The organism is Streptomyces sp. BoleA5, assembly GCF_000373665.1.
Classification (GTDB): Bacteria; Actinomycetota; Actinomycetes; order Streptomycetales; family Streptomycetaceae; genus Actinacidiphila.
The window spans coordinates 93,873-119,316 of sequence record NZ_KB892102.1 but is presented as its reverse complement, the minus strand read 5'-3'; the positions used below and the strand labels follow the sequence as shown (position 1 = coordinate 119,316).

The following is a 25,444-nucleotide window of genomic DNA, read 5'->3' as shown; positions in this document are numbered from 1 at the left end:
CTCGGCCTGTTGCCGGGGGCCCTCCTGCCGGTGGCTGTTTCCTGCGGTGCGGGGAGGGGTGGGCCCCCTTCACCCCCTCCGGGCGTTGGTCGCCCATCGATACGGAGGGGGCGGGGGAGTTGGGGGCACCCCCGGCCGAAGGCTGGGGGAGGGTGGGCGTTCTGGACGCTGACGTGTATTTGTTGTGCGGCACAGACGGCATCTACCTGGACCGCCCGCCATGCACATAAATATGCAGTACAGAATGCGCAGCCCCGGAGGCCCCGACCCCGGCCCACCACGAACCGCGCGAGGCCCGCACCAACCGCGCCGGATGGGGGTCCCCCCGGCCGAAGGCTGGGGGAGGGCGGGTGGGCGGGGGATGCCCGCCGCAGGCGCAACGCACCCGCACACGACGACCGAGCGGCACAGCTCACGGCACCGGGCGTCCGCGGAGCGTCGTACGCTGGGACACCCCGGCCCGTTCCACGCGTCGGGCCGTTCGCGTTGCCCTGCCTGTCTGCCCTTGGGACGGAAAGCCACATGAGCCTCAACGGTCTGCTCGACGTCGTCGTGGACGATCCCGCGCTCGCGGAGGCGGTCCGCGGCGCCGCGGACGGCAACCGCCCGCACGTCGACCTGGTGGGTCCGCCCGCCGCCCGCCCGCTGGCCCTGGCCGCGCTCGCGGCCCGCTCCGGCCGCACCCTGCTGGCGGTGACGGCGACCGGCCGGGAGGCCGAGGACCTGGTCGCGGCGCTGCGGTCGCTGCTGCCCGAGGACTCGGTCGTGGAGTACCCGGCCTGGGAGACGCTGCCGCACGAGCGGCTGTCACCCCGCTCGGACACCGTGGGCCGCCGGCTGGCCGTGCTGCGCCGGCTGGCGCACCCCAGCGCGGACGACCCGACCGCCGGCCCGGTGCGCGTCGTCGTGGCGCCGGTCCGCTCCGTGCTGCAGCCGCAGGTCAGGGGCCTGGGCGATCTGGTCCCCGTGGCGCTGCGGACCGGGCGTACCGCAGATCTGAACGAGGTCGTGGACGCCCTGGCCGCCGCCGCGTACGCCCGGGTGGAGCTGGTGGAGAAGCGCGGCGAGTTCGCCGTGCGCGGCGGGATCCTGGACGTCTTCCCGCCCACCGAGGAGCATCCGCTCCGGGTGGAGTTCTGGGGTGACGACGTCGAGGAGATCCGCTACTTCAAGGTGGCCGACCAGCGCTCGCTGGAGGTCGCCGAGCACGGGCTGTGGGCGCCGCCCTGCCGGGAGCTGCTGCTCACCGAGGAGGTGCGGGCCCGCGCCGCCGAGCTGGCGGAGGAGCACCCGCAGCTGCGTGAACTGCTGGACAAGATCGCCCAGGGCATCGCCGTGGAGGGCATGGAGTCCCTCGCCCCGGTGCTGGTGGACGACATGGAGCTGCTGCTGGACGTGCTGCCGGCCGGGTCGCTGGCCGTGGTCTGCGACCCGGAGCGGGTCCGTACCCGGGCCGCCGACCTCGTGGCGACCAGCCGGGAGTTCCTTGAGGCCTCCTGGGCGGCCTCCGCGGGGGGCGGCGAGGCGCCGATCGACCTGGGCGCGGCCTCGTTGTGGAGCATCGCGGACGTACGCGACCGGGCCCGTGAACTGGGCGTCCCCTGGTGGTCGGTGAGCCCGTTCGCGGCCGACGACGAGCTGGACGCCGACACCCTCAAGCTCGGCATGCACGCTCCCGAGGTCTACCGGGGCGACACCGCCCGGGCGCTGGCCGACACCAAGGGCTGGCTCGCCGAGGGCTGGCGCGCGGTCTTCGTCACCGAGGGCCACGGCCCGGCCGCCCGCATCGTGGAGGTGCTGGGCAACGAGGGCATCGCGGCCCGTCTGGACACGGGTCTGGAGGGTCCGGTCGAGCCGTCCGTGGTCCATGTGGCCTGCGGCTCGCTGGAGAGCGGCTTCGTCGACCCGGCGCTGAGGATCGCGGTCCTCACCGAGACCGACCTGTCCGGCCAGAAGTCCTCCACCAAGGACATGGGCCGCATGCCGTCCCGGCGCCGCAAGAGCATCGACCCGCTGACGCTGCAGGCGGGCGACTTCATCGTCCACGAGCAGCACGGCGTGGGCCGCTACGTGGAGATGGTGCAGCGCACCGTCCAGGGCGCCACCCGCGAGTACCTGGTGGTCGAGTACGCCCCGGCGAAGAAGGGCCAGCCGGGCGACCGGCTCTTCGTGCCCACCGACCAGCTGGAGCAGATCACCAAGTACGTCGGCGGCGAGGCGCCCTCGCTGCACCGGCTCGGCGGCGCGGACTGGACGAAGACCAAGGCGCGCGCCAAGAAGGCGGTCAAGGAGATCGCCGCCGACCTGATCCGGCTGTACTCCGCCCGCATGGCGGCGCCCGGCCACACCTTCGCGCCGGACACCCCCTGGCAGCGGGAGCTGGAGGACGCCTTCCCGTACGCGGAGACCCCGGACCAGCTCACCACGATCGCCGAGGTCAAGGAGGACATGGAGAAGTCGGTCCCGATGGACCGGCTGATCTGCGGCGACGTCGGCTACGGCAAGACCGAGATCGCGGTGCGGGCGGCCTTCAAGGCCGTGCAGGACGGCAAGCAGGTGGCCGTCCTGGTGCCCACCACCCTGCTGGTGCAGCAGCACTTCGGCACCTTCTCCGAGCGATACTCGCAGTTCCCGGTCGTGGTGAGGGCGCTCTCCCGCTTCCAGACCGACGCCGAGGCCAAGGCCGTCCTGGAGGGTCTGCGCGAGGGGTCGGTGGACGTCGTCATCGGCACCCACCGCCTGTTCTCGTCGGAGACCAAGTTCAAGGACCTGGGCCTGGTCATCGTCGACGAGGAGCAGCGCTTCGGCGTCGAGCACAAGGAGCAGCTGAAGAAGCTCCGCGCCAACGTCGACGTGCTGACGATGTCCGCCACCCCGATCCCGCGCACCCTGGAGATGGCGGTCACCGGCATCCGCGAGATGTCGACGATCACCACCCCGCCGGAGGAGCGGCACCCGGTGCTGACCTTCGTCGGCCCGTACGAGGAGAAGCAGATCGCCGCCGCGGTCCGCCGTGAACTGCTGCGCGAGGGCCAGGCCTTCTACATCCACAACCGGGTGGAGAGCATCGACAGGGCCGCCGCGCGGCTGCGCGACCTGGTGCCCGAGGCGCGGATCGCCACCGCGCACGGCCAGATGGGCGAGTCCGCGCTGGAGCAGGTCGTGGTGGACTTCTGGGAGAAGAAGTTCGACGTGCTGGTCTCCACGACGATCGTCGAGTCCGGCATCGACATCTCCAACGCCAACACGCTCATCGTCGAGCGCGGCGACACCTTCGGGCTCTCCCAGCTGCACCAGTTGCGCGGCCGGGTCGGCCGCAGCCGCGAGCGGGGTTACGCGTACTTCCTCTACCCGCCGGAGAAGCCCCTCACCGAGACCGCGCACGAGCGGCTGGCGACGATCGCCCAGCACACCGAGATGGGCGCCGGCATGTACGTCGCCATGAAGGACCTGGAGATCCGCGGCGCGGGCAATCTGCTCGGCGGCGAGCAGTCCGGCCACATCGCGGGCGTCGGCTTCGACCTGTACATCCGCATGGTCGGCGAAGCCGTCGCCGACTACCGGACCGCGCTGGAGGAGGGCGGCGGCGAGGCCGAGGAGGCCCCGCTGGAGGTCAAGATCGAGCTGCCGGTCGACGCGCACGTCCCGCACGACTACGCGCCGGGCGAGCGGCTGCGGCTGCAGGCCTACCGGTCGATCGCCGCGGTGAACTCCGAGGAGGACATCAAGGCCGTCCGCGAGGAGCTCACCGACCGGTACGGCAAGCTCCCGGAGCCGGTGGAGAACCTGCTGCTGGTCGCCGGGCTGAGGCTGCTGGCCCGCCGTCTCGGGGTCAGCGACATCACCCTGCAGGGCGGCAACGTCCGCTTCTCGCCGGTGGAGTTGAGGGAGTCGCAGGAGCTGCGGCTCAACCGCCTCTACCCCCGCACGGTGGTGAAGCAGGCGGCCAGGCAGATCCTCGTGCCGCGTCCCGCCACGGCGCGGATCGGCGGCAAGCCGGTGGTCGGCCGGGAACTGCTGGCGTGGACGGCCGAGTTGCTGACCGCGGTCCTGGACGGCTGAGGCCTCCGGGGACGCGACGGGGCCCCGTCCGCGCGAGGTCGAGGCGCGCGGACGGGGCCCTGTCGTCGGGTGGCCCCCGAGGTTCAGCCCAGCAGGCGGCGGAGGTTCAGCCGGCCCCACAGCAGGCTGGCGGAGAAGGACAGCACCATCACCCCGAGGACCAGCCCGACCAGCAGCACCGCGGCCACCGGCCCGCTCAGGTCAGGCGAGACCACGCGGTGGACCAATTCCTCGACGAAGAACACGTGCACCATGTACGCCCCCAGCGCCGCGCCGGCCAGGTGCTTCAGGCGCGGCCGGAAACGCTCGGGGACCTGGATCCGGCTGACGAGCAGCAGGACGCAGACGCTCATCGCGGCGACGAACAGGTGCGCGTTGGGGATCACGTAGTGGACCTGCGTGTTGTACCAGAGGCACCCGGCCATGGTGAGCGGCAGCAGCACGATCAGCCACCGGCGCCACTTGACGGCGCCGGCCGGCAGGGCGAAGAGCATGGCGCCGCCGACCGCGTACACGAGGGAGTAGGTGCCGAAGCCCCAGGCCACGGTGGGCATCTTGTGTCCGGTCAGCGCCGAGGCGGTGGTGAGGACGCTCGGCAGGACCGCGATCCCGAGGAGCGCGGCCCCCAGACTCCAGGGCCGCTTGCCGTCCTTGATCAGCATCGCGAAGGCGAGCAGCATGATGATCGGGATGTAGGTGTACATGAACCACAGGTGGTACGCGGGCTGTACGGAGCCGAAGAGCGAGTCCACCGCGAGTTCGGTCATGGGCCGCTCGTTGCGGTCCCGGAGCCAGGCCCACACCAGGTACACCGCCGTCCACGCGAAGAGCGGGACGGTGTTGCGGACGATCCGCTGCCACATCCGGGCGCTGTCCCGTGGCGGGGCGCCGACCAGCACCGCCCACCCGGCGATGGCGAAGTACATGGGCACCGCGAACGGGTTGACCGCCTCGGCCACATGCCCGGCCCAGTAGGACCCGGCCCCGTGGGACGGATCGTTCCCGGTCGAGCGGATGAACTGGGAGCCCACGTGCCCGAGCATGACGGTGGCGGAGCACAGCAACCGCATGAGATCGATGTCGTAGCGGTGTTCCCGCCCGTCGGCGGAGTGTCCGGAGGAAGCGGAACTGCGCTGCAACGGCAGGCGCACGGCTGTTTCATTCGACACCGGCCGATACTCGGGCACGCGGGTGTCATGGAACCGAACGGCCACCCAACTCCTCGGGTCCCATGGGCATCGGAATGGTCTCCGGCCCGGGCTCGCCCGGCGTTTGCCGAACCGCCTTGCCCTCACCCCTTCGAGTGACATTGCCCGTGGTCGGAGCGAGCGCGTGGTGCCGGGCCCGCCTCTCCCGCCTGGCGTTTCCCTTGCGGTGCGGCGGCGGGGACCGCCCCCGGGTGGTTTGCCCGGCGCCGGGCGCGGGGCTAGCGTCCAGCATCGCCGGACGCATCGTCCGGTGTTGATGGACGGTTTCGCGCCCCGCCGGCGCTCCGCCCACACCCCCGACGGTGCGTTCCGCGCACCCGGGTCCCGGGGATCCGCCGCCCCATCCCCCTTTCCAGGACGGATCCCCGGGACCCGGGCCCACGACCCAGTCCCCGGAGGAAGACGTGCCCGGACCACACCCGCCCGCCCGGTGCGCCGTATGACGCACGGACCCTGGGATCTGCTCGCCCGCGGGGGACTGGACGTCCTGGCCCTGATGGTGCTGGTGGGCCTGCTCTACCGGCGCGGCTGCCCGGCCCCGCAGATGCCGCTGGTGCTGACGTCCCTCAACATCGGCCTGTTCGCGGCGATGAGCGCCATGGGCGCGGGCTCGTTCCCCGCCGGCGTGGGCTTCGGGCTGTTCGGGATGCTCTCCCTGGTACGGCTGCGCAGCACCGCCTTCACCGCCCGGGACGTCGCCTACACCTTCACGGCGCTGGTGATCGCCTTGTGCGGGGGCCTGCCGCAGCGGGAGATCTGGCTGGTCGTGGCGCTGGACGTGCTGGTGCTCGCGGCCGTCCTGGTCGTCGACGACCCGCACGCCCACCGGCCGACGCGAGTGGTGCGCCTCACCCTGGACCGCCTGTACGCCGATCCCGCGGCGGTCCACCGGGAGGTCGTGCTGCGGTTCGGCCAGGAACCGCTGGCGGTGCTCGTGGACGAGGTCGACCTCGTGCGCGAGACGACCCGGGTGTCGGTCCGCTACCTCGGCGACTCGCCCCTGGGCTGGGGCCTGCCGGACGACGGGGCGGGGTCGTCCGCCGCCGGGCGGAGCGCTCAGGACGGCCTGCTCGGGAGCAGGCTCGTATGACCGGCCCGGAAACCTTCGCCGAGGTGCTCGGGCTGGCCCGGCTGCGCGGGGCGAGCCTCGCCGAGGTCGACGCCGCCGCGGCCCTGCAGCACCGGGTCGACCGCAAGTACCTGCTGCCGGTGCTGTCGGCTCGCTGCCTGGTCGCCGCCCTGGCGCCGACGCACCATGTGCTGGACCTCGGCGGCCGCCGCACCACCGGCTACCGCAGCACGTACTTCGACACCGCCGGGCTCGGCGCCTGGCACGCCCACGTGCAGCGGCGCAGGAGGCGCTGGAAGGTCCGCACCCGGCTCTACGTCGAGGACGGGCTGTGCCGGGTGGAGGTCAAGACCAAGGACGGCCGCGGCGCCACGGTCAAGCACGCCCGCACCCTCGCCGCCCGGGAGTACGGGCTGATCGGCGCCGGGGCGGCGGCCTTCGTCGACGACGTGCTCGGCGGCGCCGGGGTACCGGTCCGCGCCGGACTGCTGGCCCCCGCGGGGGAGATCCGCTACGTCCGCGCGGCCCTCGCCGACCTGGCGGCCGGCAGCCGGGTCACCGTCGACGGCCGGCTCACCTGCCACCGCGGCCGGGCGACCGCCGCGCTCGACCAGGGCTTCGTCCTGGTCGAGACCAAGGGCGGTCCCCGGCCGGGCACCGCCGACCGGCTGCTGATGGACCTGGGGGTCCGGCCGCTGCCGCTCAGCAAGTACGTCGTGGGACAGGTCCTGCTCGTCCCCGGCCTCCCCGGCAACGACGTGCTCCGCCTGGTGCGGCACTGCTTCCACGCACCCGTGCGCACCGGCCCTGCGGGGCCCGAGCGGTGAGCACGGCCCGCCGCAGGGCCCCCGCCCGTGCCCGGTCCCCCCGCGCCGGCCGGCGCTACCCGGCCATCACCCTCGCCGCCGCCGCGGCCGTCGTCCTCGGCCTGATCGGCACCCACACCACCGCGCCCGACGGATCCGGTACGGGCACCGCGGTGCGGCGGATCGAGCAGGACCCGCCGCCCCCGCTGTTCCCGGACGCCGAGCTGCGCGGCTGGACCGCGCGGCTCGACGGGCAGCGGCGGGCCGCCGACGCGCTGTACGCCCGGTGGCGGGCGGGGCACGGCACCGCCCGCGACGACCCGGCGTTCGTCCGCTGGGCGGCGCGGCAGGTGCCCGGGCCGCCCCCGGCGGCCGGACGCGCCGCCGCGCTGGGGCAGGTCCGCGCCCTCGCCCGTACGCGGAGCGCCGCCGGCCGGACGGCCGCCGCCTGGCTGAGCGCCCACGGCGAGCGCGACATCTGGCGCCTGTACCTGGAGGACCAGCGCGAACTGATGCCCCGGGCCGAGGGCGAGGCGGCCCGGGCCCGCCTGGACGCCGCGCTGGAACTCGCCGCGACGATCAACAACCGACTCGCCGGGCACTACCGGCGCCTCGGCCCCGCCGACCTCGACCCGGCGCTGCGGCAGGCCCGGACGGCCACCCCGGCCGCCGGCTGCGCCTGCGCCTATCCGGCGGCGCCCGCCGCGCTCTCCTCCGCGGCCGTCGCCGTCCTCGGCGCCCTCGCCCCGCGGCGTGCCGCCGAGTACCGGTGGATGCAGGCGCAGGTGGTGCACGCCCGGCTCTACACCGCCGACCACCTGCGGGACGACCTCCTCGCCGGTGCCCTGCTCGGCTCACTGGTCGGCGACTACATCCGGGCGGCCCAGAACCGGGGAACGACCCGGTCATGACGGAGGCCACCCCCTGTGACCTGCGACGTCCGCGCTCCTCCACACCAGGTTCACCTGGACGCCACCCCGTGGGCGCCGGACTTCACCAGGTTCGCACCTCCCACCCCCCACGGTGTCCCATAGTCTGCCGGGGCAGGTGAAATCGGACAGCGACCGGAACGGATCCATGCACATCGCCGTCTTCGCCGAGGCGCCGGAGGCCGTGAGCCCCGCCATCGAGCCGCGCGGCGCCGACCCCCGCGCGGGGCACGACGCGGGCCGCCGGGCGGACGCCCACGGGGCACCGCTCCTCCACGGCGAGGCCGGCGCCCACGAAATCCTTCGCGGCGAAACCGGGAAACCGGGGTACACGGAGGTCCAGGAACTGTTCGGCATCACCCGTTTCGGAGAGCGGATGAACCTCGCGTCGGGGCCGACGGGCAAGGACGGCCCGGCCGTCCGGCCCGCCGGTCCGCCGCCCTCCGTGCCCGCGATGACGGACCGGACCGCGGACGCACCTGCCCGCGGTGTCCGCGCACTGCACCGCACCCATCCGATCCCCGAGCCCGGCCGGACCCCGGCCGCGCTCCGCGAGCGCACCCGGGAGTGACCGCCGATCTCCGCCCAGACGACCACCGCAGCCCCCGTCCTCACCACCGGTCACGCGACCGGGGCGAGCGAGGCGTCCGCCGCGCCCGCCGCCCGGCCGCGTGAGCACAGATACGACATCGACCTGCTGCGCGTCCTGTGCTCCATCGGTGTCATCGTCTGCCACGCCGCAGGCCAGCTCCTCAACGCCGTGGGCCGCGAGCCCTCCGGAGGCCGGCCCGTCTACTGGACCGGGCTCGTCTCGGACGGGCTGACCCGGTGCGCGGTGCCGCTCTTCTTCGCGATCGCCGGCTGGGTCGTGCTGGTCGGCGCCACCCCCAAGGACAGCACGCAGGTCCGCAGGCGGCTGACCCGCATCGTGGTGCCGATGGGCGTGTGGACCGCCGCGTACCTCGCCTGGGACTGGATCCGGGACACCAACTCCCGGCCCACGCAGCGGCTGGCCTTCGAGTCGCTGTTCGGCTCCATCCAGCCCGCCTACCACCTCTGGTACCTGTACGCCTACGTGCCGGTGATCCTGCTGCTCTCGCTCGCCGCCCTGATCAAGACGGGGAAGCGGCCCTGGGCCCTGGGCAGCCTGTTCGTCCTGCTGGCCATCGCGCCGACCTTCCTGGGCGACATCGGCAAGGTCCTGCACGTGAGCCTGCCCGACTTCGAGTGGAACCTCTCCCCGTACCAGGTCGCCTACGCCGCCGCCGGCTCCGCGCTGCTCGCGCTGCCGCTCGCGGCCACCACGGGGCGCCGCCGGCGCCTGATGTGGCTGGCGGGCGGGGTCTGCGCGTGGGCCGCGGTCGTCGCGTACGAGCACTGGGTGCACTACCCCTCGCCCTACGCGGGGCTGGCCGTGCCGTTCCTGGCGGGCGCCCTGGTCATGGCCCTCAACCGGATCAGCATCCCCGAGCGCCTGCGGCCGCTGGTGTCCCGGCTCGGCGGTGCGGCCTTCGGCGCCTACCTGGTGCACCTGATGTTCCTGCGGGCGCTCGCCCCGCACCTGGTCTCCGCGGACGCGGGCTGGCTGGGTGCCGCCGTCATGATCACGCTGCTGGTGACGGGGACCGTGGTCCTCTCCTTCGCCACCAGCCTGCTGTGGACGCGCCTGCGGCTCAACCGCTGGCTGGGCTGACCTCCGCGTCCGGGACATGCCGGAGCCCCCCGGCCACCGGCCGGGGGCTCCGTGCGGTCAGGGGTGCCGGTCCACCGGCGGGGTCACTTCCCCGAGCCGCGCCGCACCGCCCGGCGCACCACGCGCCTGGCGCGCCGCACCTGAATCCTCGCCTGCACCTTCGCCCGCATCTGCGGTCGGCTGCCGGGGAGGTCGAGCTCAGCCAGCCGCATCTCGGGGAAGTAGTAGCCGGGGCTGCCGGCCAGGTGTTCCCGCAGCCAGGCCACCGTCGACTCGCGCAGATTCGGGTAGGTCTTCGGCTGCATGCAGAAACCGATCGCCCGGATGAGCGGCGACAGCGACTCCGGTGCCTCGCCGACCAGGGCGGGGGTCTCCTCCCGCTCCAGATCGGGCACCAGGTGGTCGACGATGGCCAGCGGTACGCGGTTGCTGTTCTCGTACGGCCTCAGACGCTTCATCACCAGCGCCGTGCCGACCCGGGCGACGGGTACTCCGTAGTAGGCGGAGCCCGTCGCCATCGCGGTCGAGAAGCAACCGGCTATCAGCTGGGGACGGCAGTGGTGGTACAGCGTCTCGGCCAGCAGGGGGGCGTCCAGGACGGTGAGCCGCACGCCCGCGTCCGCCGCCGCCTTGCTCAGCGCCGCCGAGTAGCCGGCCGGCGCCGTCGGGTGCGGCTTGAAGACCACCGAGCGGTGTCCCGCCCGGGCGGCACCGGTGAGCATGCGGACGTGGAGCCGCTCCTCCTCCTCGACGGAGATGATGTTGATGGCCGCCAGGTACTGGCCCAGCAGCACCGCCGTCGGCGCCTCCTCCAGGACGGGCGCCAGCCGCGGGTCGTCCGCGGCCTCCCGGGAGATCTCGTCGAGGACGCCGCGGAACGCCGGGTCCGGCACGACCTCGGGCTCGACCCCGTACTCGGACAGCAGCAGCGGCCGCAGTCCGGGGATCAGGTCGAGGTGGAGCAGGCGCTGGATGCGGCACGCGATGCTGAGCGGGAGCTTCTCCCGGGTGGGGCCGTAGCTCATGAGGCCGTCGGCGTACACGTGGACAGCGGCCTCGGAGAAGATCGCCGCCAGCGCGCGGGCCGGGTTGACCTGGATGGACTCCACGGCGAGCTCGATCAGGTCACGCTCGTCGATGTCCCACGCGAGCCGGAACGCCCGCTGCCACATCGCGGTGTCGTTCGCACGGGGCCCCCAGTCGCTGGGGTGGTACGGGCTGATCGCCTGGTTCCAGCTGACGACCGTGTCGAAGCGGGCGGCGATGCGCGTGTAGCCGTGCATCTCGTCGAGGCGCAGCGCGGTCTCCGGCACGGAGGCGTTGTTGGAGACCAGAAGGATGCGGCGCGCGCCGTCGCGCGGGCCGAACAGTCCCGAGTCGAGCGCCGCGGCCAGGGTGGCTGCTCCGTACAGGGTCGAGACCTGGAATACCTGGGTCTTGTGGGGCATCGGTTCAGGCAGCCTTCCGCCCGTCGCGCAGGCGGCTGAGCAACCTGCTCCGTGTCCTGTCGATGTTCTTGAGGGTGTCGTCGAGTACCCGCTCGGGCATGCGCTGCAGTGCGGCGCTCGCCTCACGCCGAAGGCGCTGGGCGGCTGACGAGTCGTACTCGTTCGCCTTGCCCATGTGGAAGGCGATCATGGCGCAGTAGGTCCGTACGGCCTTGGGGAGGAAACGCTCGGCCTCCTCGTCCCGCTGCACGTCCTGCAGGAGGGCGTCGTACGCCGGTATGAAGTCCAGCTGCCGAGAATCCTTGATCTGCGTGAGCGACGTGGCGACGCCGCGCCGGTAGAACACCCCGTGCAGGCCGAGGGACGCGTAGGTGTGCGCCTTGAGGTGCAGACGCCAGATCCACAGCCGGTCCTCGGCGGTGCGGAGTCCGGTCGCGAAGCGCATTCCCCCGTCGTCGAAGAGGTGGCGCCGGTAGATTCCCGCCCAGACGAAGGGGTAATCGACCATCGTCTCCATGTCGACCGGGGCGATTCCGTCGCGGGGGTTCATCACGGTATTGCTGAGCCGGGCCGGGGGCCGTCGGAGCACCCGTTCCGTGCCGGTGCTCTGAACGTGACCGGTGCGGGCGAAATCGCAACCCAACTCCTCGATCGCACGAACCAGTTCGGCGAGATGGCCCGGTCCGTACCAGTCGTCGCCGTCGAGGAAGGTGAGGAATTCCCCGCCGGCCGCGTCGATTCCGCTGTTGCGCGCCTGGGCTATGCCCATGTTCTTCTCGTGCCGGATCACCGTGGTGTTCGGGAGCTTCTCCGTCCAGCGGTCGATCGCCCATGGAGTGGAGTCCGTGGAGCAGTCGTCGACGATGAGGAACTCGACATCGGCTTCCGCGTTGATCGCGAGACTTCTCAGAGTGCTCTCGGCGAACGCTTCCACATTGTGCATGGGAACGACGACGGACAGTTTCGGCACGCGGGCCTCTCATGTTCGAAAGCAGGCGATCACGTCAGGCTAACGACGTTCCCGTGGCGGGCGGTGACGGCCGGGGCGCCCGGAGGTGAATTCCGTTCGCAGGGGAAGTGAACTCTTCCGGTCCCGGCCGCCCTCCGTTCCGGTCAGCCGAAGATCTCGCGGAGTTCGTCGACGTTCGTCCGGGTTATCTTCCACAGGAAGTCCTGCCGGTCGTGCACGTCCGCCACGGCGGCCTCGTGGTCGTCGAGGACCGCGGCGGCCCGCTCGGCGAGACCCCGGCCCAGCTGCCGGTCGTGCACGGACAGCCCCCATTCCGGACGGTCGATGTCGGCCAGGAAGTAGGCCAGCTTCGGGTGGGAGACCAGGCTGAGGATCGGCGTCCCGCAGCCGAAGGGGATCATCCCCGCGTGGCCGCGCATCCCGATCACCAGGCGGGAGCGCGCGTACAGGTCGCGGATCCCGTCGTTGGACATGTCGTACAGCGGCTCCACGGGCAGGGTGAGCCCGTGCTCCCGCCGCAGATCGTGCACAAACCTCTCGTCGGCCGGCATGTGGGCCGCGTAGCGGACCTCCGCGCGGTCGCCGATGCTGCGCAGTGCGGTGGCCATCTGTGCGAGGAAGTGCCCGTAGTCGTGGCCGAAGCGCAGGCCCGCGCGGTCGTAGGCGCAGTTGACCAGGACGGTGTCCGACCGCTCCGCGGGATCGGACCAGCCCGGCACGAGATGGCGCGCGACCGTGGTCGGGCAGGGCTGGTACCGCACACGGTCGCGCAGGTCCCCGGGGAGCAGCTCGCGTACCCGCTCGACCGAGCCGTGGTTGCGCAAGCCGAAGAACGCCGAGTGCTCCACGAGCGCCCGAAGGCTCTCGGAGAAGCGGCGCCTGCGGTAGAGCTGCCCGTCGAACACGTTGTAGCCGACAGCGAACACCGCCAGGGGCGCGGTGATCCGGGCCAGGATGTCGTCCGGCACGTTCCACTGCCAGTGGCTGTTGCCGTTGGGGGAGGTGTCCGGCAGGAAGAGCCCGCCACCGCCCACGACCACCCCACGCCGTGCGTTCAGCTGCTCCAGCGCGGCCTCGTCGACCAGCCGGTGCACCGGCTGCCGGTACCAGCGCCGCGGACCGGTGTCGGTGTCGAAGCACATGCGCACGGCCTCGGGCAGGACCTTGTCGCCCGCGTTCTCCTTGCCCTCCGCGAAGAGCGCCACATGGGCGAGCTGTTCGCCCGCCGGGTCCGTCTCCGGCTCCCGCTCCTCCGGACGGGTCCTGACGTACCAGTTGTGGCAGCCGGCGTCGGTGGGTTCGGCGTCCAGACCCTCGAGCGCGTAGGCGTGTGCCGCCTCCTCGCGCCCGCACAGCCACGCCAGCCGCGCGAGCTGGGCGAAGGCGCGCGGGGCCACGTCGGGCGACGACGCCGCCAGCAGCAGGTGCGCCTCGGCCTCGTCGTAGCGTGACAGCGCCATCAGGCAGACGCCGAGCGTCTCGTGGCAGCGGGGCGCGTCCAGCCGGTCGGCGACGACCGGTGCCAGGACGTCGACGGCCTCGTCGTAACGGCCCTGCTGGCGGTAGACGTCGGCGACCGCCCGGGCCAGGTCGAGGGAAGGCTGCTCCGTGAGCAGCGGCGGTGCGCAGTGCGTCAGGAGATCGGGGTGCTTGGCGCCGGGCAGCGCGCAGTAGGCGGCCCGGAAGTCGGCGTCGCTCATCTCGAAGCGCCGCCGCGCCTCGGCGGCCGGCCCGTAACCCGGCTCGTCGAACGGACCGGTGAAGCGCAGGACGGCGACGCTGCCGGGCACCGGAGTGTCGTCGTACAGACGGCGGGTGAGGAAGTCGTACCGCGCGTCGACCGGGACCAGGACGCCCTCGAGCGCCGCGTCCAGGGTGGCGTCGCCGCCGGCGACGCGGGCCGCGACGGCGTCGTCCACATCGGCGCGCTGCACGACCAGCAGCCCCTCCGGCAGGACGGAGCGCCGCTCCCCGGCCTCCCCGTCGCACCACAACTGCGGTACGGCGCCCACCCCGTGGCGCATCCGCAGCAGCTCGCCGATGTCGCCCAGGACGACCATGGCCGGGTCGAGGGCGATCACGGTGTCGTAACCGTCGAGCCGGAAGACGTCGAGCCGATCGTCCGCCCGGCGCGTGACGACCCGCGGGTGCAGGCGGCGCAGCTCGTCGAACGAGGAGTCGGGCAGGCCGGGGTGGAGGACCACGAAGTCCTCGCACACCTCCGGGTTGGTCAGTGCCAGGCTGCGCAGCAGCACGGGGAGGCCGGACAGGCGGTCCCCGTCGGTGTGGACGGCGAACGCGATCCGGCGCTTGCCGGTCACCGTGCGGCGGTCGTCCGCGGAGGAGTGGGTCATCGCAGGGCGATCCTCATCTTGCTGTCGTCGATGTGCGTCGCGCGGTCCATGACCCACTCGGCCTCCTCCGGCGGCAGATGCCCGGGCAGACCGAAGCCGATGAGGTCCAGCCGGGGGCTGACGTCGAGGAAGTCCAGGAGCCGGAGGGTGGTGAAGGCGGTGGTGGTGGTGCGGGTGTCCCAGCCGTCCTCGCCGAGCAGCGCGGGGTCGCTCAGCGGCCGGCGCAGGGACGCGTCACCGACGTGGTCCTGCGCCCCGGGGACGAGACGCTGCCGGATCGCCCGGCGCCAGGCCCCGGCCGCGTCGCCGAACACCAGCCGGATGCCCGCCGGCCGGGTCCAGGCGGGAGCGGCCCAGGGTGCCGCGCCCCGCAGGGTGACGGCGTGCAGGTCGGTGCGAACACCGGTGCCTTGGTCCCGGACGCCGGCGGAGTCGCACCGCACCACCAGGTCGTAGGCGTCGAGCGCGGGGCCCGGTGAGATCGCGGTGAGCTCCTCGGCATCCGACACCAGGCACACCGTCCGTCCGGCGAGGAGCCCGCGCAGCCCGCTGACGTCGATCGGCGTGGCGCCGCCGAGCAGCGGGTCGGCCGTACGGCCCCGCTCGACGAGCCTTCGGTACACGGCGTAGAGATCGATCAGGCGCCGAACCGAGGGGTCGCCCATGCCGTGCTCGGACACCTTCGCCTGCACGTACGCGGCGAACTCCGGCGCGGTCCGCGAGGTGGGCCACCCGGCCGCGTCGCGCAGCGGGCAGTCGTCCTCGGGGAACAACCCGGCGGCCTCGTCGAGGCAGTCCCGCCGCCTGCGCAGCGTGTCGACCCGGCGCACGACGTCCGCTGCCGCGCCGTGGTCCGACTGCAGCGCGAGGAAGCGCTCGTAGGACTCCACGGCCTCGTCGCCGCGACCCAGCCCGTCCAGGGCGAGCCCCCGCAACCGCCAGGCGCCCTTGGATCGTTGCCTGAGTTCCGTCGACGACTCCGCGACCCCCAGGGCCAGCTGGAGCGCGCTCTCGTCGCCGGCCTCCAGCGCACGCTGCCCGACCTGCAGCAACGCGTCGAAAGAGTCCGCGGACGGTGTCGCGAGAGAGGTCGTCAGGACACCGATCGCCTTGGTCAGCCGTGCGTGGCGGGAAGTGGCCGTGCCGGCCTGCTCCGCCAGGTGCTCACCGCACAGGCGCATGCTCCGGGCGAGGGGATCCGGCCTGGCGGCGTCTCTCTGCCGTGCCTTGAACAATCCCGCCAGGGGGTTCGTCATGCGTTCCACCGTTCTCCGATCGGAGGCCGAATGTGCCCGAGCGCGACGGGCCGCGGGCGACGCCCCGATGGACCTCCGGTGAACACTTCCCCCCGCTTGCGTGTGGAAGACCCGCGGGGGCGCGGAACGCGGGTGCCGCCTGCGCGCCCGCGCCGGACGGTAGGCCCGGGCCGGTACGGCCTAGCGGCCCACCTGCCCCAGCCAGGTCAGCGTCCGCCGGACCTCCATCGAGAACGGGTGGTGCGGGCCGTACACCCGGTCGGAGTCGTACAGCAGACGGGACAGCACGTCGTGGGCGGCCACGCGGTCGCCCACCGACAGCAGCAGGTGGCCGATGCGGCGCCGCACCTCCAGCGGCAGGTCGGGATCGGTGGCGCGGTACTGCTCGAAGGAGGGCAGCAGCGCCCGGTACTCGGCGAGTGCCGCGGGGGCCTCGCCCAGCTGCTCCAGGCACTGGGCGGCCTCGTAGCGGTACTGCAGCGACTGGCGCCCCAGCGGCCCCGACTCCGCGGCGAGTTCGTCCGCGAGCCGGCGCAGCTCCGGCAGGGCGCGGCGGTACTGGCCGTCCTCCATCAGCGTGGCCGCGTACTGCTTGCGCAGCATCCGTACGACCGGTGACTGCTCGCCGTGCTTCTCCGCGGCGGCCGGGAGCACGCCGCCCAGGATGTCGACCGCCTGGGTGATGCGGCCGGCGTCGAGCAGCCGCTTCACCTCGTCGACCGCCTCCGCGATGCCCTGGCCCGCGGGGGCCGCGCTCATGCCCGGGGCGGGGGTGGGCTGCGGCGGGGCGGCCGGCCGGTCCGGCCACGGGGCGAGCGGTCGCAGGAAGGGGCGGGTGGGGTCCATCGGCCCGAGGGGGCGCTGGACGGGGCCGGGCACCGGCAGCAGCGGCGCCAGCCTGCGGTAGGTCTCCTGGGCGTCGGCCGGCCGGTGCTGCGGGTCCTTCGCCAGCAGCTGCAGCACCAGCGCCTCCAGCGGCTCCGGTACCTCCGGGCGCACCTGCCGCAGCGGCACGGGCTGCTCGTACAGGTGCCGGTGGAGCACGCCGAGCGCCGTCGAACCCGCGAACGGGACGGTGCCGCTGACCAGTTCGTGCAGCAGCACCCCGAGCGCGTACAGGTCCGTGCGGGGGCCGACGGCGCCGCTCATCGCCTGCTCCGGCGCCATGTACGCGGGGGTGCCGATGGGCGTGCCGGTGTGGGTGAGCCGGGTCGTGTCGGTGTCGAGCACGGAGGCGACGCCGAGGTCCAGGACGACCACGGTGCCGTCGGGACGCACCATCACGTTGTGGGGTTTGAGGTCGCGGTGCACGATCGGCACCGCGTGCACCGCCGCCAGCACGGCGCACAGCTGCGCCGCGACGGCGACCGCCCACGGCCAGGGGTAGGGGTCGTGCTCGGCGAGGTGGTCGGCGAGGTCGGCGCCCTCCACGTACTGCATGACGAAGTACAGCTCGTCGGCGTCGCTGCCCGCGTCGTGGACGGTGACCAGCCCCGGATGGTCGACCTGCGCGGTGACGCGGCACTCCCGCACGAAGCGCCGGCGCAGCTCCTCGGCGTCGGCGCCGCCCGCCACCTTGTCCGGACGCAGCAGCTTCACGGCCACCCGGCGGTCCAGCCGCCGGTCGTAGGCGGTCCACACCTGGCCCATGCCGCCCTGGCCGAGGACCGTGGCCAGCTCGTATCGGCCGGCGACGATCCGTCCGTTCACTGACCGCCCTCCTGCTTGCGCAGCAGGTCGCTCAGCTCGTCCAGCTCCGCCCGCACCTGGTTGATCCGCGGCTGGTGCGGGGGCGCCGGCGGCTGCGGCGGCGCGGGTGCCTGCGGCGCGGGGGGCGGGGGCGTGCGGTACGGGTTGTAGTCCGCCGGCGGCTGCGGGGGCGCCGGCTGGTGCGGCGGCGGGTACGGCACGGTCGTGGCGTACGACGGGTAGCCGGGCGCACCTTCCGCCCGTGCCAGCGCCAGGTCGGCCACCAGGTAGTGGACGCCGACCAGGGGGACGAGGGCGATGACGGTGAGCAGCGCCACGTCGGTCCAGGGGTTGTTCTCCGACAGGGTGCCGATGGTCGCGAAGGAGGCGAGGCTCGCCGCGGTGGCGGTCCAGAAGAAGACCCAGTCCATGGCCCGGCGGCGCCGGACGGCCAGGTGCAGCAGGGGGAGGCAGGCCAGGAAGCCGCAGCTGATCGCGGTGATCGTGAGGAAGATGGCGCGGAGGGCGGTCGCCGTGGCCTTGGACTGAGCCGGTGGGTACGGCGGGACCGGGCCGGGGCCGTTCGTCACTGCTCTCGGACTCCCTGGGACATCAGTGCGGGGGACAGCTGCGAGTGGTATCGCGAGAGTATCCGCCGCCACCGACGGGCTGTCACCCGATCCCGTAACTATTCGGGACGCACCGTGCCGTCGGTCAGTCCGTCGTAGAGCCCCTGCACCAACTGCTCGCCCAGCTGCCCCGCCAGCCGCAGGGCCTCCTCGAACGCGGCCAGGGTGCGGAAGCGCTCCCCGTACCGGCGCTGGTCGGCCAGCGGCAGCCGCGGCACCTGGAGGCGGCGGACGTCCAGCCGGGTCGCGGTGGAGGCGTAGCTGCTGGCCTGGCGGTTGTTGGCGGTGCCGCGCAGGAAGCCGGCGAGGAACCAGGGGTCCAGGGCGGCCGGGTCGGGGCGCAGCAGGTGGAGGTTGCGGCCCAGCGCCGCCCCGGCGGTGGCGGCGTCGACGACGCGCGCGGCCGAACCCCGGCCGAGCACCGGGACGACGACGTCCCCCTCCCGCGTCAGGACCGGCTCCTCCCCGGGCGGCCCCTCGGGCAGGGTGCCGCTGGGCGCGCCGCCGCCGAGGACGTCGTGCTCGGTGAGCACGGCGGGACCGCCGCCGGGGCGGGCGCTGCCGTTGCCGCCCGCGCGCAGCACCAGTGCCCCGGCGCGGGCCAGTTCGCCGACCGTGGTGAGCGGCCAGCGGGCGGGCTCGGCCGCCCCGGCGGGGGCGGGGGCGAGTTCGGCGCTGCGCAGCAGGGTGGCCGCCAGCCGGTCGCGCACCCCGGCGAGCTCGGCCGCCCCGCCGGCCGCGGCGGGCGGTGGCAGATGCCGGGCGGGGGCCAGGTCCACGTCGTCGTCGAGCAGGTCGATGACCTTCAGGGCGCGGCTCACACCGGGCCGCTCCTCGGTGGTGCCGTGCCGGTCGAAGGACTGCCAGGCGTCCAGCACGGTGGCGCGCACCGTCTGCCAGGGCGCCTTCTCGCCCGCGGGGGCGGCGTCCTGCGAGCCCGCCGTGTCGACCAGCAGCAGGTGCGGGGAGGCCGGCGTGCCGGTGCCGGGCCTGCGGAGCACCCACAGATGGAGCGGGATGCCGTACGGGGGCGCGGCGCCGGCCGGGAGCGCGACCACCGCGCGCAGCGCGCCGCGCCGCAGCAGGTCGGCGCGGATCCGGCGGCCGGAGCGGCGCGAGGCGGCGGCGGGCGGCATCAGCAGCACCACCGTCCCGCCCTCCCGGACCCGGGCCAGACAGTGCTGCACCCAGGCGAGTTCGGACTCGGTGCGGGCCGGGAAGCCGTACTCGAAGCGGGGGTCGTAGGCGAGGTCCTCGTGGCCCCAGTTGCGCTCGTTGAACGGCGGGTGGCACAGCACCGCGTCGGCGGCGAGCCCGGGGAAGGCGTCGGCGCGCAGGCTGTCGCCGCCCGCGACCCGTACCGCGGCGGCCGGGTCGGCGTGCAGGGCGAGCCGCAGGGCCGCGAGCGCGGCCAGGTCCGGGTCGGCCTCCTGGCCGTACACCTCGTGCGGTGCCTCGGCGGCACGCAGCAGGGTGCCGGTGCCGCAGGCGGGGTCCAGCACGGTACGGGCGGGGCCGGCCAGTGCGGCCATCAGCTCGGCGGGCGCGGGCGGGGTCAGCGTGTACTGCCGGGGGTTGGCGTCCAGATAGCGCCCGAGCAGGAACTCGTAGGCCTGGCGCGGTCCCATCCCGGCGGCGAGTTCGGCGGCTCCGCGCAGCAGTTCGGCGTCGACGGGCGCGCCGGGGGCGAACCGTCCCCCGAAGTGCCGCTCGAAGAGCTCCCCTACCGCCTCCCCGGCCTCCGTGCCCTGCGCGCCCTTCATCCGGGTTGCGGCGTCGGGGCGTTCACGGGCCAGCAGGCAGACGGCGCCGGCCTGCCGGAGGGCGGCCGCGGTTCCGGCGGGATGCGACTCGGCCCGCTGCCAGACCCGTTCGCGCAGCGGGACCTCGGCGAGTTTGCCCTGGGCGCGGAGCCAGCCCTCGACCTCGGACAGCGCGAAGGCCGGGCTGGTGTCGGTGCCCCCCACCGGCTTGGGGAAGTCGGCGTGCCTGCGGCGCCAGTTGCTGACGGCCGCTCGCCCCACCCCGGCCAGCCGCGCGATCCCGGCGGCGGTCACCTCGCTTGCGTTCTCCGGCACCTGGCTGGCTCCCTTCCCGCGCGGGGTGCGGCTGTGGCCACGAGCATACCGGTGAACGCAAGATACGAGGCTTCACGCCGTGAATCCACGTGAATCGGAATGACATGTTGACTCGGTTCACAGCTCATGCTGTGATTGACCCATCGGTTCACGGAGTCCCTCGGCGTTCCGCCGGCCCGCAACCGTCATCCACACGCTGTCCACCAAGGGGGACGACCCACATGACCACCTCTCGCCGCGTGCTCACGGCCCTCGGCTGCGCCGCCGCCGCCCTCACCATGGCCGCCTGCGGCCCGCTCGGCGGTACGGCGGAACCCGCCTCCACCGCCCTCGCCGACCAGTCGGTCGCCACGATCGGGAAGAAGTCCCTGGCCGCCATGAAGTCCGCCCCGGCGATGACCGTCGCCCTCGACGGCATCACCGACGGCGAGCCGATGAAGTTCCGTATGACGATGGGCAGGACGGGCGACTGCAAGGGCGAGGTCACCGCCGAGGGCGGCACCATGCAGCTCGTCAAGGCGGGCCCCTCGCTCTACATGAAGGGCGACGACGCCTTCTGGAAGGCCCAGGGCTCCGACGGCGCCGCACTGAAGGACCTCCTCGGCGGCCGGTGGATGAAGACCAAGGCCGACGCGCCGGACAACAAGGACCTCGTCGAAACCTGCGACCTCGACGCGTTCCTCGCCGAGCTGGAGAAGGACTCGGACGGCGACCTCGGCGGGAAGAAGGGCGAGCCCGTCACCCTCGACGGCACGCCCGCCGTGCCGATCACCAGCAAGGACGGCGCCGAGACCACCACCGCCTACGTGGCGACCGAGGGCAAGCCGTATGTGCTGAAGGTGGTCGTCAAGGGCGGCAAGGAGCCCGGCACCCTGCTCTTCTCCGACTTCGACAAGCCGGCGGAGGTCACCGCCCCGGCGGCCAAGGACGCCGTCGACATCGACAAGCTGGCCGGCTGAGCCCACCAGCCAGGATCCCCCGGCCCTGGCGCACGCCGTGCCAGGGCCGTCCCCTTCCCGAGAACGGCGGAACCGCACCATGGAAGACCGGATACCCGACGACGTCGCGGCCCTGGCCGCGGCCGAGGGACTCGGCCGGCACCGTCTCACGATCCTGCCGAAGCGCCACGGCTTCCTGATGACGTGCAACTTCGTGTTCATGATCCTCGTGGGACTGGCCTGCTTCGTCCTGCCCGGCCTGTGGTTCCTCCGCCAGGCCCTGCGGACCCCCAACTTCTCCCGCAGGGCCGCCGCCCGCCGGCTCCACTTCTTCGAGGCCGGACTGATCGAGATCGACCACGCCGGCGTCCCCGCCGCCTTCCGCTGGGACTCGTTGACGGTGCTGCAGGAGATCACCGAGTCCTACGTCAACGGCATCCACGTCGCCACCGGTTACCGCTACACGCTGCACAAGCAGGACGGCACCGTCCGGAAGATCCTCAACTTCTACGCGGAGCCCGAGCGGTGGGGACCGTTCATCCAGCAGGAGGTGGCCGGGTTCCAGCTGCCGGGCATGCTCCGGATGCTGGCGGAGGGAGGGACACTGACCTTCGGTGAGATCTCGGTCAACCGCACCGGCGTCGCGACGCCCCGGCGCGGAGCCGTCACCTGGCGGGAGATCGAGGATGTGCGGGTGAACAACGGCGTGCTCGTGCTGAAGAAGGCGGGCAAGTCCCTGTCCTGGTCCTCCAGGAAGGTCAAGGACATCCCGAACTTCCTCCTGTTCCTCTCCCTTGTCGACGAACTGCGCCGAACCACCGCCGCGCGCTGACCGTCCGCCCGCCGTACGCCCCCTGCCGGGCCGGGCTCCCCACCCCCTAGAGTGCCAAGGTGCTTACAACCAGGGCGGGAACGGCAGCGGCGGCCGTCGCCGTGCTGCTCGGCGCGGGTCTGGCCGGCTGCACCGGCGAGGGCCTCGGCAGCGGCACGGGCAGCGGAGCCGGAAGCGACGGGGCGCCGAAGGGCAGCGCGCTCAAGGCGCTGGACGACCTGGCGGTGAAGGGCCGGGCGCCCAAGACGGGTTACGCGCGGGACGAGTTCGGCGCGGCCTGGGCGGACACCGACCACAACGGCTGCGGCACCCGCGACGACATACTCCGCCGCGACCTCACCGGCACCTCCTTCCGCGCCGACCGGGGCGGGGACTGCGTGGTCGTCTCGGGCACCCTCGCCGACCCCTACACCGGCAGGCGGATCGACTTCACACGCGGCCGCAGCACGGTCGACATCGACCACGTCGTGGCGCTCAGCGACGCCTGGCAGAAGGGCGCCAAGTACTGGTCCCGCGACAAGCGCAGGCAGATCGCCAACGACCCCCTCAACCTCCTCGCCGTCGACGGGCCGACCAACCGCGGCAAGGGCGACGGCGACGCCGCGACCTGGCTGCCGCCGGACAAGGCCTTCCGCTGCCCTTACGTGGCCCGCCAGGTCGCGGTGAAGAAGAAGTACGGGCTGTGGGTCACCGAGGCCGAGAAGGCCGCCATGGCGAAGGTGCTGGACACCTGCCCCGACCAGCCCCTGCCGGACGCCGGCAAGCCGGCCGCGTCCGGCGGCGGCCCGGGTTCCGGCGGCGGAGGCGGCGACGGGGACGGGGATGGGGACGGCAAGGAGGGCACCGCACCCTCGCCCGATGCCACGTACGCGAACTGCGCCGCGGTCCGCGAGGCCGGCGCCGCCCCGCTGCGCCGCGGCGATCCCGGTTACTCGCGTTCGCTGGACCGCGACGGAGACGGTGTCGCCTGCGACACCTGAGGTGCCGCGAATCGTTTGCGCAGTGTGTTGTGCAGAGTGCTGGATATCCCGGCGCCTCGCTCAATATCCTCGATCACTGCATCACTGCCAGGTCGTGCACCGTCGCTCGATCCCTTGCCGGGAGGCAAAAATGCTCCGCCGCAGGACTGCTCTCTCCGTCACCGCCGCCGCAGCCGTGCTGCTCGCGGCGCCGCTGCTGACGTCCTGCGGTACACCGCACGCCGGTGCCGCGGCCGTCGTGGGCGGCGAGCAGATCACCGTGGAGGCGGTCCAGGCGAAGGTCGCCGCCGTCCGCGCCGCGCAGGAGAAGACCCCGCAGGCCGCCCAGCTCATCGAGGCCAGCAGCGATCTGCAGCGCAACGTCGTGCACCGCCTGGTGCAGAACGAGGTGATCGAGCGGGCGGCCGACGACATCGGCGTCTCCGTCACCCGGCGCGAGCTCCAGGCCGCCCGGGGGGCCAGCGAGCAGCAGGCCGGCGGCAGGGCGGCCCTGGAGGCCCAGTTGCTGCAGACCTACGCGATGGTGCCCGCCGACATCGACGAGAGCATCCGCACCGACCTGCTGATGCAGAAGGTCGCCGCCCACTACGGCGCCGACGTGCAGACCCCCGAGGGGCAGACGGCGCTGATCAAGGTGCTGCGGGACACGTCGAAGAGCCTGCGCATCGACGTCAACCCGCGCTACGGCACGTGGAACTCCGACAAGCTCGACCTGGACGCCACCAAGGACCCGTGGCTGTCCGAGGTCAGTCGCCGTTCCGCCCAGGCCTGAGCCTGGTCCGAGCGTGACGTGGGACGCAGCGTGGCCGGGGCCGGGTCCGATCGCTGGCCCGGCCCCGGTGCCGTTTCGCGGCGAGGTAGTTTCGTCGGGTGGACCACTCCGATGACTCCGCCCTCCCGGGCCGCCTGGTACTGCTGACCACCACCCACCGGATCGCCCCCGGCCTGCTCTCCTGGCCCGCCTGGGAGCTGCTGCGCGCCGCCGATCTGGTCGTCTGCCCCGACCCGGGGAATCCGCAGCTGCCGTACCTGCGCGAGGCCGGGGTCGCCGTCGAGTCGTCCGCACCCACCGGGCGGGAGCTGGTCGACCTCACCGGGGGCGGGCGCACCGTGGTCTACCTGGCCGGCGGCGAGGGCGACCGCGCCGTCACCGACGAACTCGCCCGGCTCGGCGGCTCCGGCCGGGTCCACATGCCGGACCTGGAGCTGCTGCCCGGCTCCTACGACCTGCCCGGCGCGCGGCTGCTCGACCTGGTGCAGGTGATGGACCGGATCCGCCGCGAGTGCCCCTGGAGCAGCGTCCGTACCACCGAGGAACTGGTGAAGTACGGCATCGAGGAGGTCTACGAGCTCGCCGAGGCCGCCGAGGAGGGCGACCGGGAGGCCCTGCGCGAGGAGCTCGGCGACGTGCTGCTGCAGGTCGTCTTCCACGCGCGGATCGCGCAGGACGACCCGGAGGAGCCGTTCTCGATCGACGACGTCGCCGCCACCATCGTGGACAAGCTGATCCACCGGCACCCGCACGTCTTCGGCGACGCCGTCGCCGAGACGGCGGAGGACGTCCGCGAGCACTGGCTGCGCACCAAGGCGGAGGAGAAGCAGCGCGGCTCGGTCACCGAAGGCATCCCCCTCGGCCAGCCCGCGCTCGCCCTCGCCGCCAAGCTCGGCTCCCGGGCCCGTCAGGCGGGCCTGTCCGTGGCCGTGCCGGACCAGGACGCCGCCGACACCGGTGAGCGCCTGCTGGCGCTCGCCCTCGCCGCCCAGGCGGCCGGCATCGACCCGGAGTCCGCCCTGCGCGCCGCCGCGCGCCGCTACCGGGACGCGATCCTGGAGGCCGAGAGGACGGGCTGACCTGCCGCGGAACATCTCCTTCCGTTGTTGTGCGTCATCCTGGGGCGTAGCGGGTAAACAGGACATATGCGAGCACTGGAACAGATCCAGCTGGCCGTGCCGCACGACTACATCGTCGGCATCGCGCCGTTGGTAGTGGGCATCTTCCTGGTCGGGATCCTGGTCGGCGCCGTGTCGATCGGGATGTGGGCCCGTAGCAAGGAACCGCCCCCGGAGCAGAAACCGCAGCCCCGCGGCGGGGCGTGGCACACCCGCCAGGAGCACGGCAGGGAGACCCCGGCCGACCACGGGCCCGGCCACCAGGACGGCGAGCGGCACACGCTCACCGAATGGCGTGAGCCGGACGAATGGCCCCAGGACGGCATCCGGCGCCTCCCGCACTCCCTCAAGGGCTTCGGCAACTGGGGCTCCCACGGAGTGAGCGGCCCGCAGGGCGGCGCCCCGAGCCCCGGCACCCGCAGCCCCGAGGGCACCCGCAGCCCCGAGGGCACCCGCCGTCCGGCGGGCGCCGCGGGAGGGGCGGGCGGGTTCCCCAGAGGCGCACCGACCCGTTCCGGGCCGGGCCAGGAGGAGAGCGGCAAGGAAGAGCACTGAGCGGAGGCCGAGAGAGCGGCGGCCGGGCCCGGGCCCGGCCGCCGCCCTCGCACGGGCC

Annotated in this window: 20 protein-coding genes and 1 pseudogene; 13 read left to right on the top strand and 8 right to left on the bottom strand. The window is 73.4% G+C overall.

What is annotated here, in order from left to right:
* Window positions 1-522 precede the first annotated feature (522 nt).
* Window positions 523-4,062: a transcription-repair coupling factor gene (gene mfd, locus B085_RS0117120; protein ID WP_018559795.1), complete on the top strand. Its 3,540-nt coding sequence runs from the start codon at window positions 523-525 to the stop codon at window positions 4,060-4,062.
* Window positions 4,063-4,145: 83 nt separating this feature from the next.
* Here mfd and B085_RS0117115 read toward each other — a convergent pair whose 3' ends face one another.
* The gene (locus tag B085_RS0117115) at window positions 4,146-5,231 is read right to left on the bottom strand and encodes an acyltransferase (protein WP_026251117.1); all 1,086 of its coding nucleotides are present in this window, start codon (window positions 5,229-5,231) and stop codon (window positions 4,146-4,148) included.
* A 478-nt stretch (window positions 5,232-5,709) separates the two neighbouring features.
* Here B085_RS0117115 and B085_RS0117110 point away from each other — a divergent pair, with 478 nt between their 5' ends.
* The 5 genes from B085_RS0117110 (at window position 5,710) to B085_RS0117090 (ending at window position 9,767) form a co-directional block, all read left to right on the top strand.
* On the top strand, window positions 5,710-6,360 hold the full coding sequence (locus B085_RS0117110; RefSeq protein WP_018559793.1) for a DUF4956 domain-containing protein: 651 nt from the start codon (window positions 5,710-5,712) through the stop codon (window positions 6,358-6,360).
* On the top strand, window positions 6,357-7,166 hold the full coding sequence (locus B085_RS0117105) for a VTC domain-containing protein (RefSeq protein WP_018559792.1): 810 nt from the start codon (window positions 6,357-6,359) through the stop codon (window positions 7,164-7,166). Before B085_RS0117110 ends, B085_RS0117105 begins: the two co-directional genes overlap by 4 nt.
* The gene (locus B085_RS49345; RefSeq protein WP_018559791.1) at window positions 7,163-8,056 is read left to right on the top strand and encodes a hypothetical protein; all 894 of its coding nucleotides are present in this window, start codon (window positions 7,163-7,165) and stop codon (window positions 8,054-8,056) included. Before B085_RS0117105 ends, B085_RS49345 begins: the two co-directional genes overlap by 4 nt.
* Window positions 8,057-8,222: 166 nt before the next feature.
* Window positions 8,223-8,645 (top strand): hypothetical protein, encoded by a 423-nt coding sequence (locus B085_RS0117095; RefSeq protein WP_018559790.1) that lies wholly within the window; start codon window positions 8,223-8,225, stop codon window positions 8,643-8,645.
* 6 nt (window positions 8,646-8,651) lie between these two features.
* Window positions 8,652-9,767 (top strand): acyltransferase, encoded by a 1,116-nt coding sequence (locus B085_RS0117090; protein ID WP_026251116.1) that lies wholly within the window; start codon window positions 8,652-8,654, stop codon window positions 9,765-9,767.
* A gap of 83 nt (window positions 9,768-9,850) precedes the next feature.
* Here the strand turns inward: B085_RS0117090 and B085_RS0117085 are convergent, their stop codons facing one another.
* The 7 genes from B085_RS0117085 to B085_RS0117055 form a co-directional block, all read right to left on the bottom strand.
* Window positions 9,851-11,215, bottom strand: coding sequence for a polysialyltransferase family glycosyltransferase (locus B085_RS0117085; protein ID WP_018559787.1), 1,365 nt, complete (start codon window positions 11,213-11,215; stop codon window positions 9,851-9,853).
* Window positions 11,216-11,219: 4 nt separating this feature from the next.
* A complete protein-coding gene (locus tag B085_RS0117080) occupies window positions 11,220-12,185 on the bottom strand; it encodes a glycosyltransferase family 2 protein (protein WP_018559786.1) in 966 nt (321 codons plus the stop codon).
* A gap of 143 nt (window positions 12,186-12,328) precedes the next feature.
* Complete coding sequence (locus B085_RS0117075; RefSeq protein WP_018559785.1) at window positions 12,329-14,539, bottom strand: polysaccharide pyruvyl transferase family protein; 2,211 nt, start codon at window positions 14,537-14,539, stop codon at window positions 12,329-12,331.
* Complete coding sequence (locus B085_RS0117070; protein ID WP_026251115.1) at window positions 14,536-15,795, bottom strand: hypothetical protein; 1,260 nt, start codon at window positions 15,793-15,795, stop codon at window positions 14,536-14,538. Before B085_RS0117070 ends, B085_RS0117075 begins: the two co-directional genes overlap by 4 nt.
* 180 nt (window positions 15,796-15,975) lie before the next feature.
* Complete coding sequence (locus B085_RS0117065; RefSeq protein ID WP_018559783.1) at window positions 15,976-17,505, bottom strand: serine/threonine-protein kinase; 1,530 nt, start codon at window positions 17,503-17,505, stop codon at window positions 15,976-15,978.
* A complete protein-coding gene (locus tag B085_RS51455; protein ID WP_018559782.1) occupies window positions 17,502-18,074 on the bottom strand; it encodes a hypothetical protein in 573 nt (190 codons plus the stop codon). The genes B085_RS0117065 and B085_RS51455 overlap by 4 nt, the downstream gene beginning before the upstream one ends.
* A 98-nt stretch (window positions 18,075-18,172) precedes the next feature.
* Window positions 18,173-20,191, bottom strand: a complete 2,019-nt coding sequence (locus B085_RS0117055; RefSeq protein WP_018559781.1) for an N-6 DNA methylase — start codon at window positions 20,189-20,191, stop codon at window positions 18,173-18,175.
* 221 nt (window positions 20,192-20,412) lie between these two features.
* Here B085_RS0117055 and B085_RS42700 point away from each other — a divergent pair, with 221 nt between their 5' ends.
* From B085_RS42700 to B085_RS50065, 7 genes and pseudogenes are all read left to right on the top strand, one after another.
* The gene (locus tag B085_RS42700; protein ID WP_018559780.1) at window positions 20,413-21,150 is read left to right on the top strand and encodes a hypothetical protein; all 738 of its coding nucleotides are present in this window, start codon (window positions 20,413-20,415) and stop codon (window positions 21,148-21,150) included.
* Between the two features lie 79 nt (window positions 21,151-21,229).
* The gene (locus B085_RS0117045; protein WP_018559779.1) at window positions 21,230-21,961 is read left to right on the top strand and encodes a DUF6585 family protein; all 732 of its coding nucleotides are present in this window, start codon (window positions 21,230-21,232) and stop codon (window positions 21,959-21,961) included.
* Window positions 21,962-22,020: 59 nt separating this feature from the next.
* Window positions 22,021-22,728 (top strand): annotated as a pseudogene (locus B085_RS0117040) (HNH endonuclease family protein); the annotation flags it as partial.
* Window positions 22,708-22,941 (top strand): excalibur calcium-binding domain-containing protein, encoded by a 234-nt coding sequence (locus B085_RS50780; RefSeq protein ID WP_234018595.1) that lies wholly within the window; start codon window positions 22,708-22,710, stop codon window positions 22,939-22,941. The pseudogene B085_RS0117040 and the gene B085_RS50780, both read left to right, overlap by 21 nt.
* 130 nt (window positions 22,942-23,071) lie before the next feature.
* A complete protein-coding gene (locus B085_RS0117035) occupies window positions 23,072-23,713 on the top strand; it encodes a SurA N-terminal domain-containing protein (RefSeq protein ID WP_018559777.1) in 642 nt (213 codons plus the stop codon).
* A gap of 98 nt (window positions 23,714-23,811) precedes the next feature.
* Window positions 23,812-24,792, top strand: a complete 981-nt coding sequence (locus B085_RS0117030; RefSeq protein WP_018559776.1) for a nucleoside triphosphate pyrophosphohydrolase — start codon at window positions 23,812-23,814, stop codon at window positions 24,790-24,792.
* A 66-nt stretch (window positions 24,793-24,858) separates the two neighbouring features.
* Window positions 24,859-25,386, top strand: a complete 528-nt coding sequence (locus B085_RS50065; RefSeq protein ID WP_018559775.1) for a DUF6479 family protein — start codon at window positions 24,859-24,861, stop codon at window positions 25,384-25,386.
* Window positions 25,387-25,444: the final 58 nt, after the last annotated feature.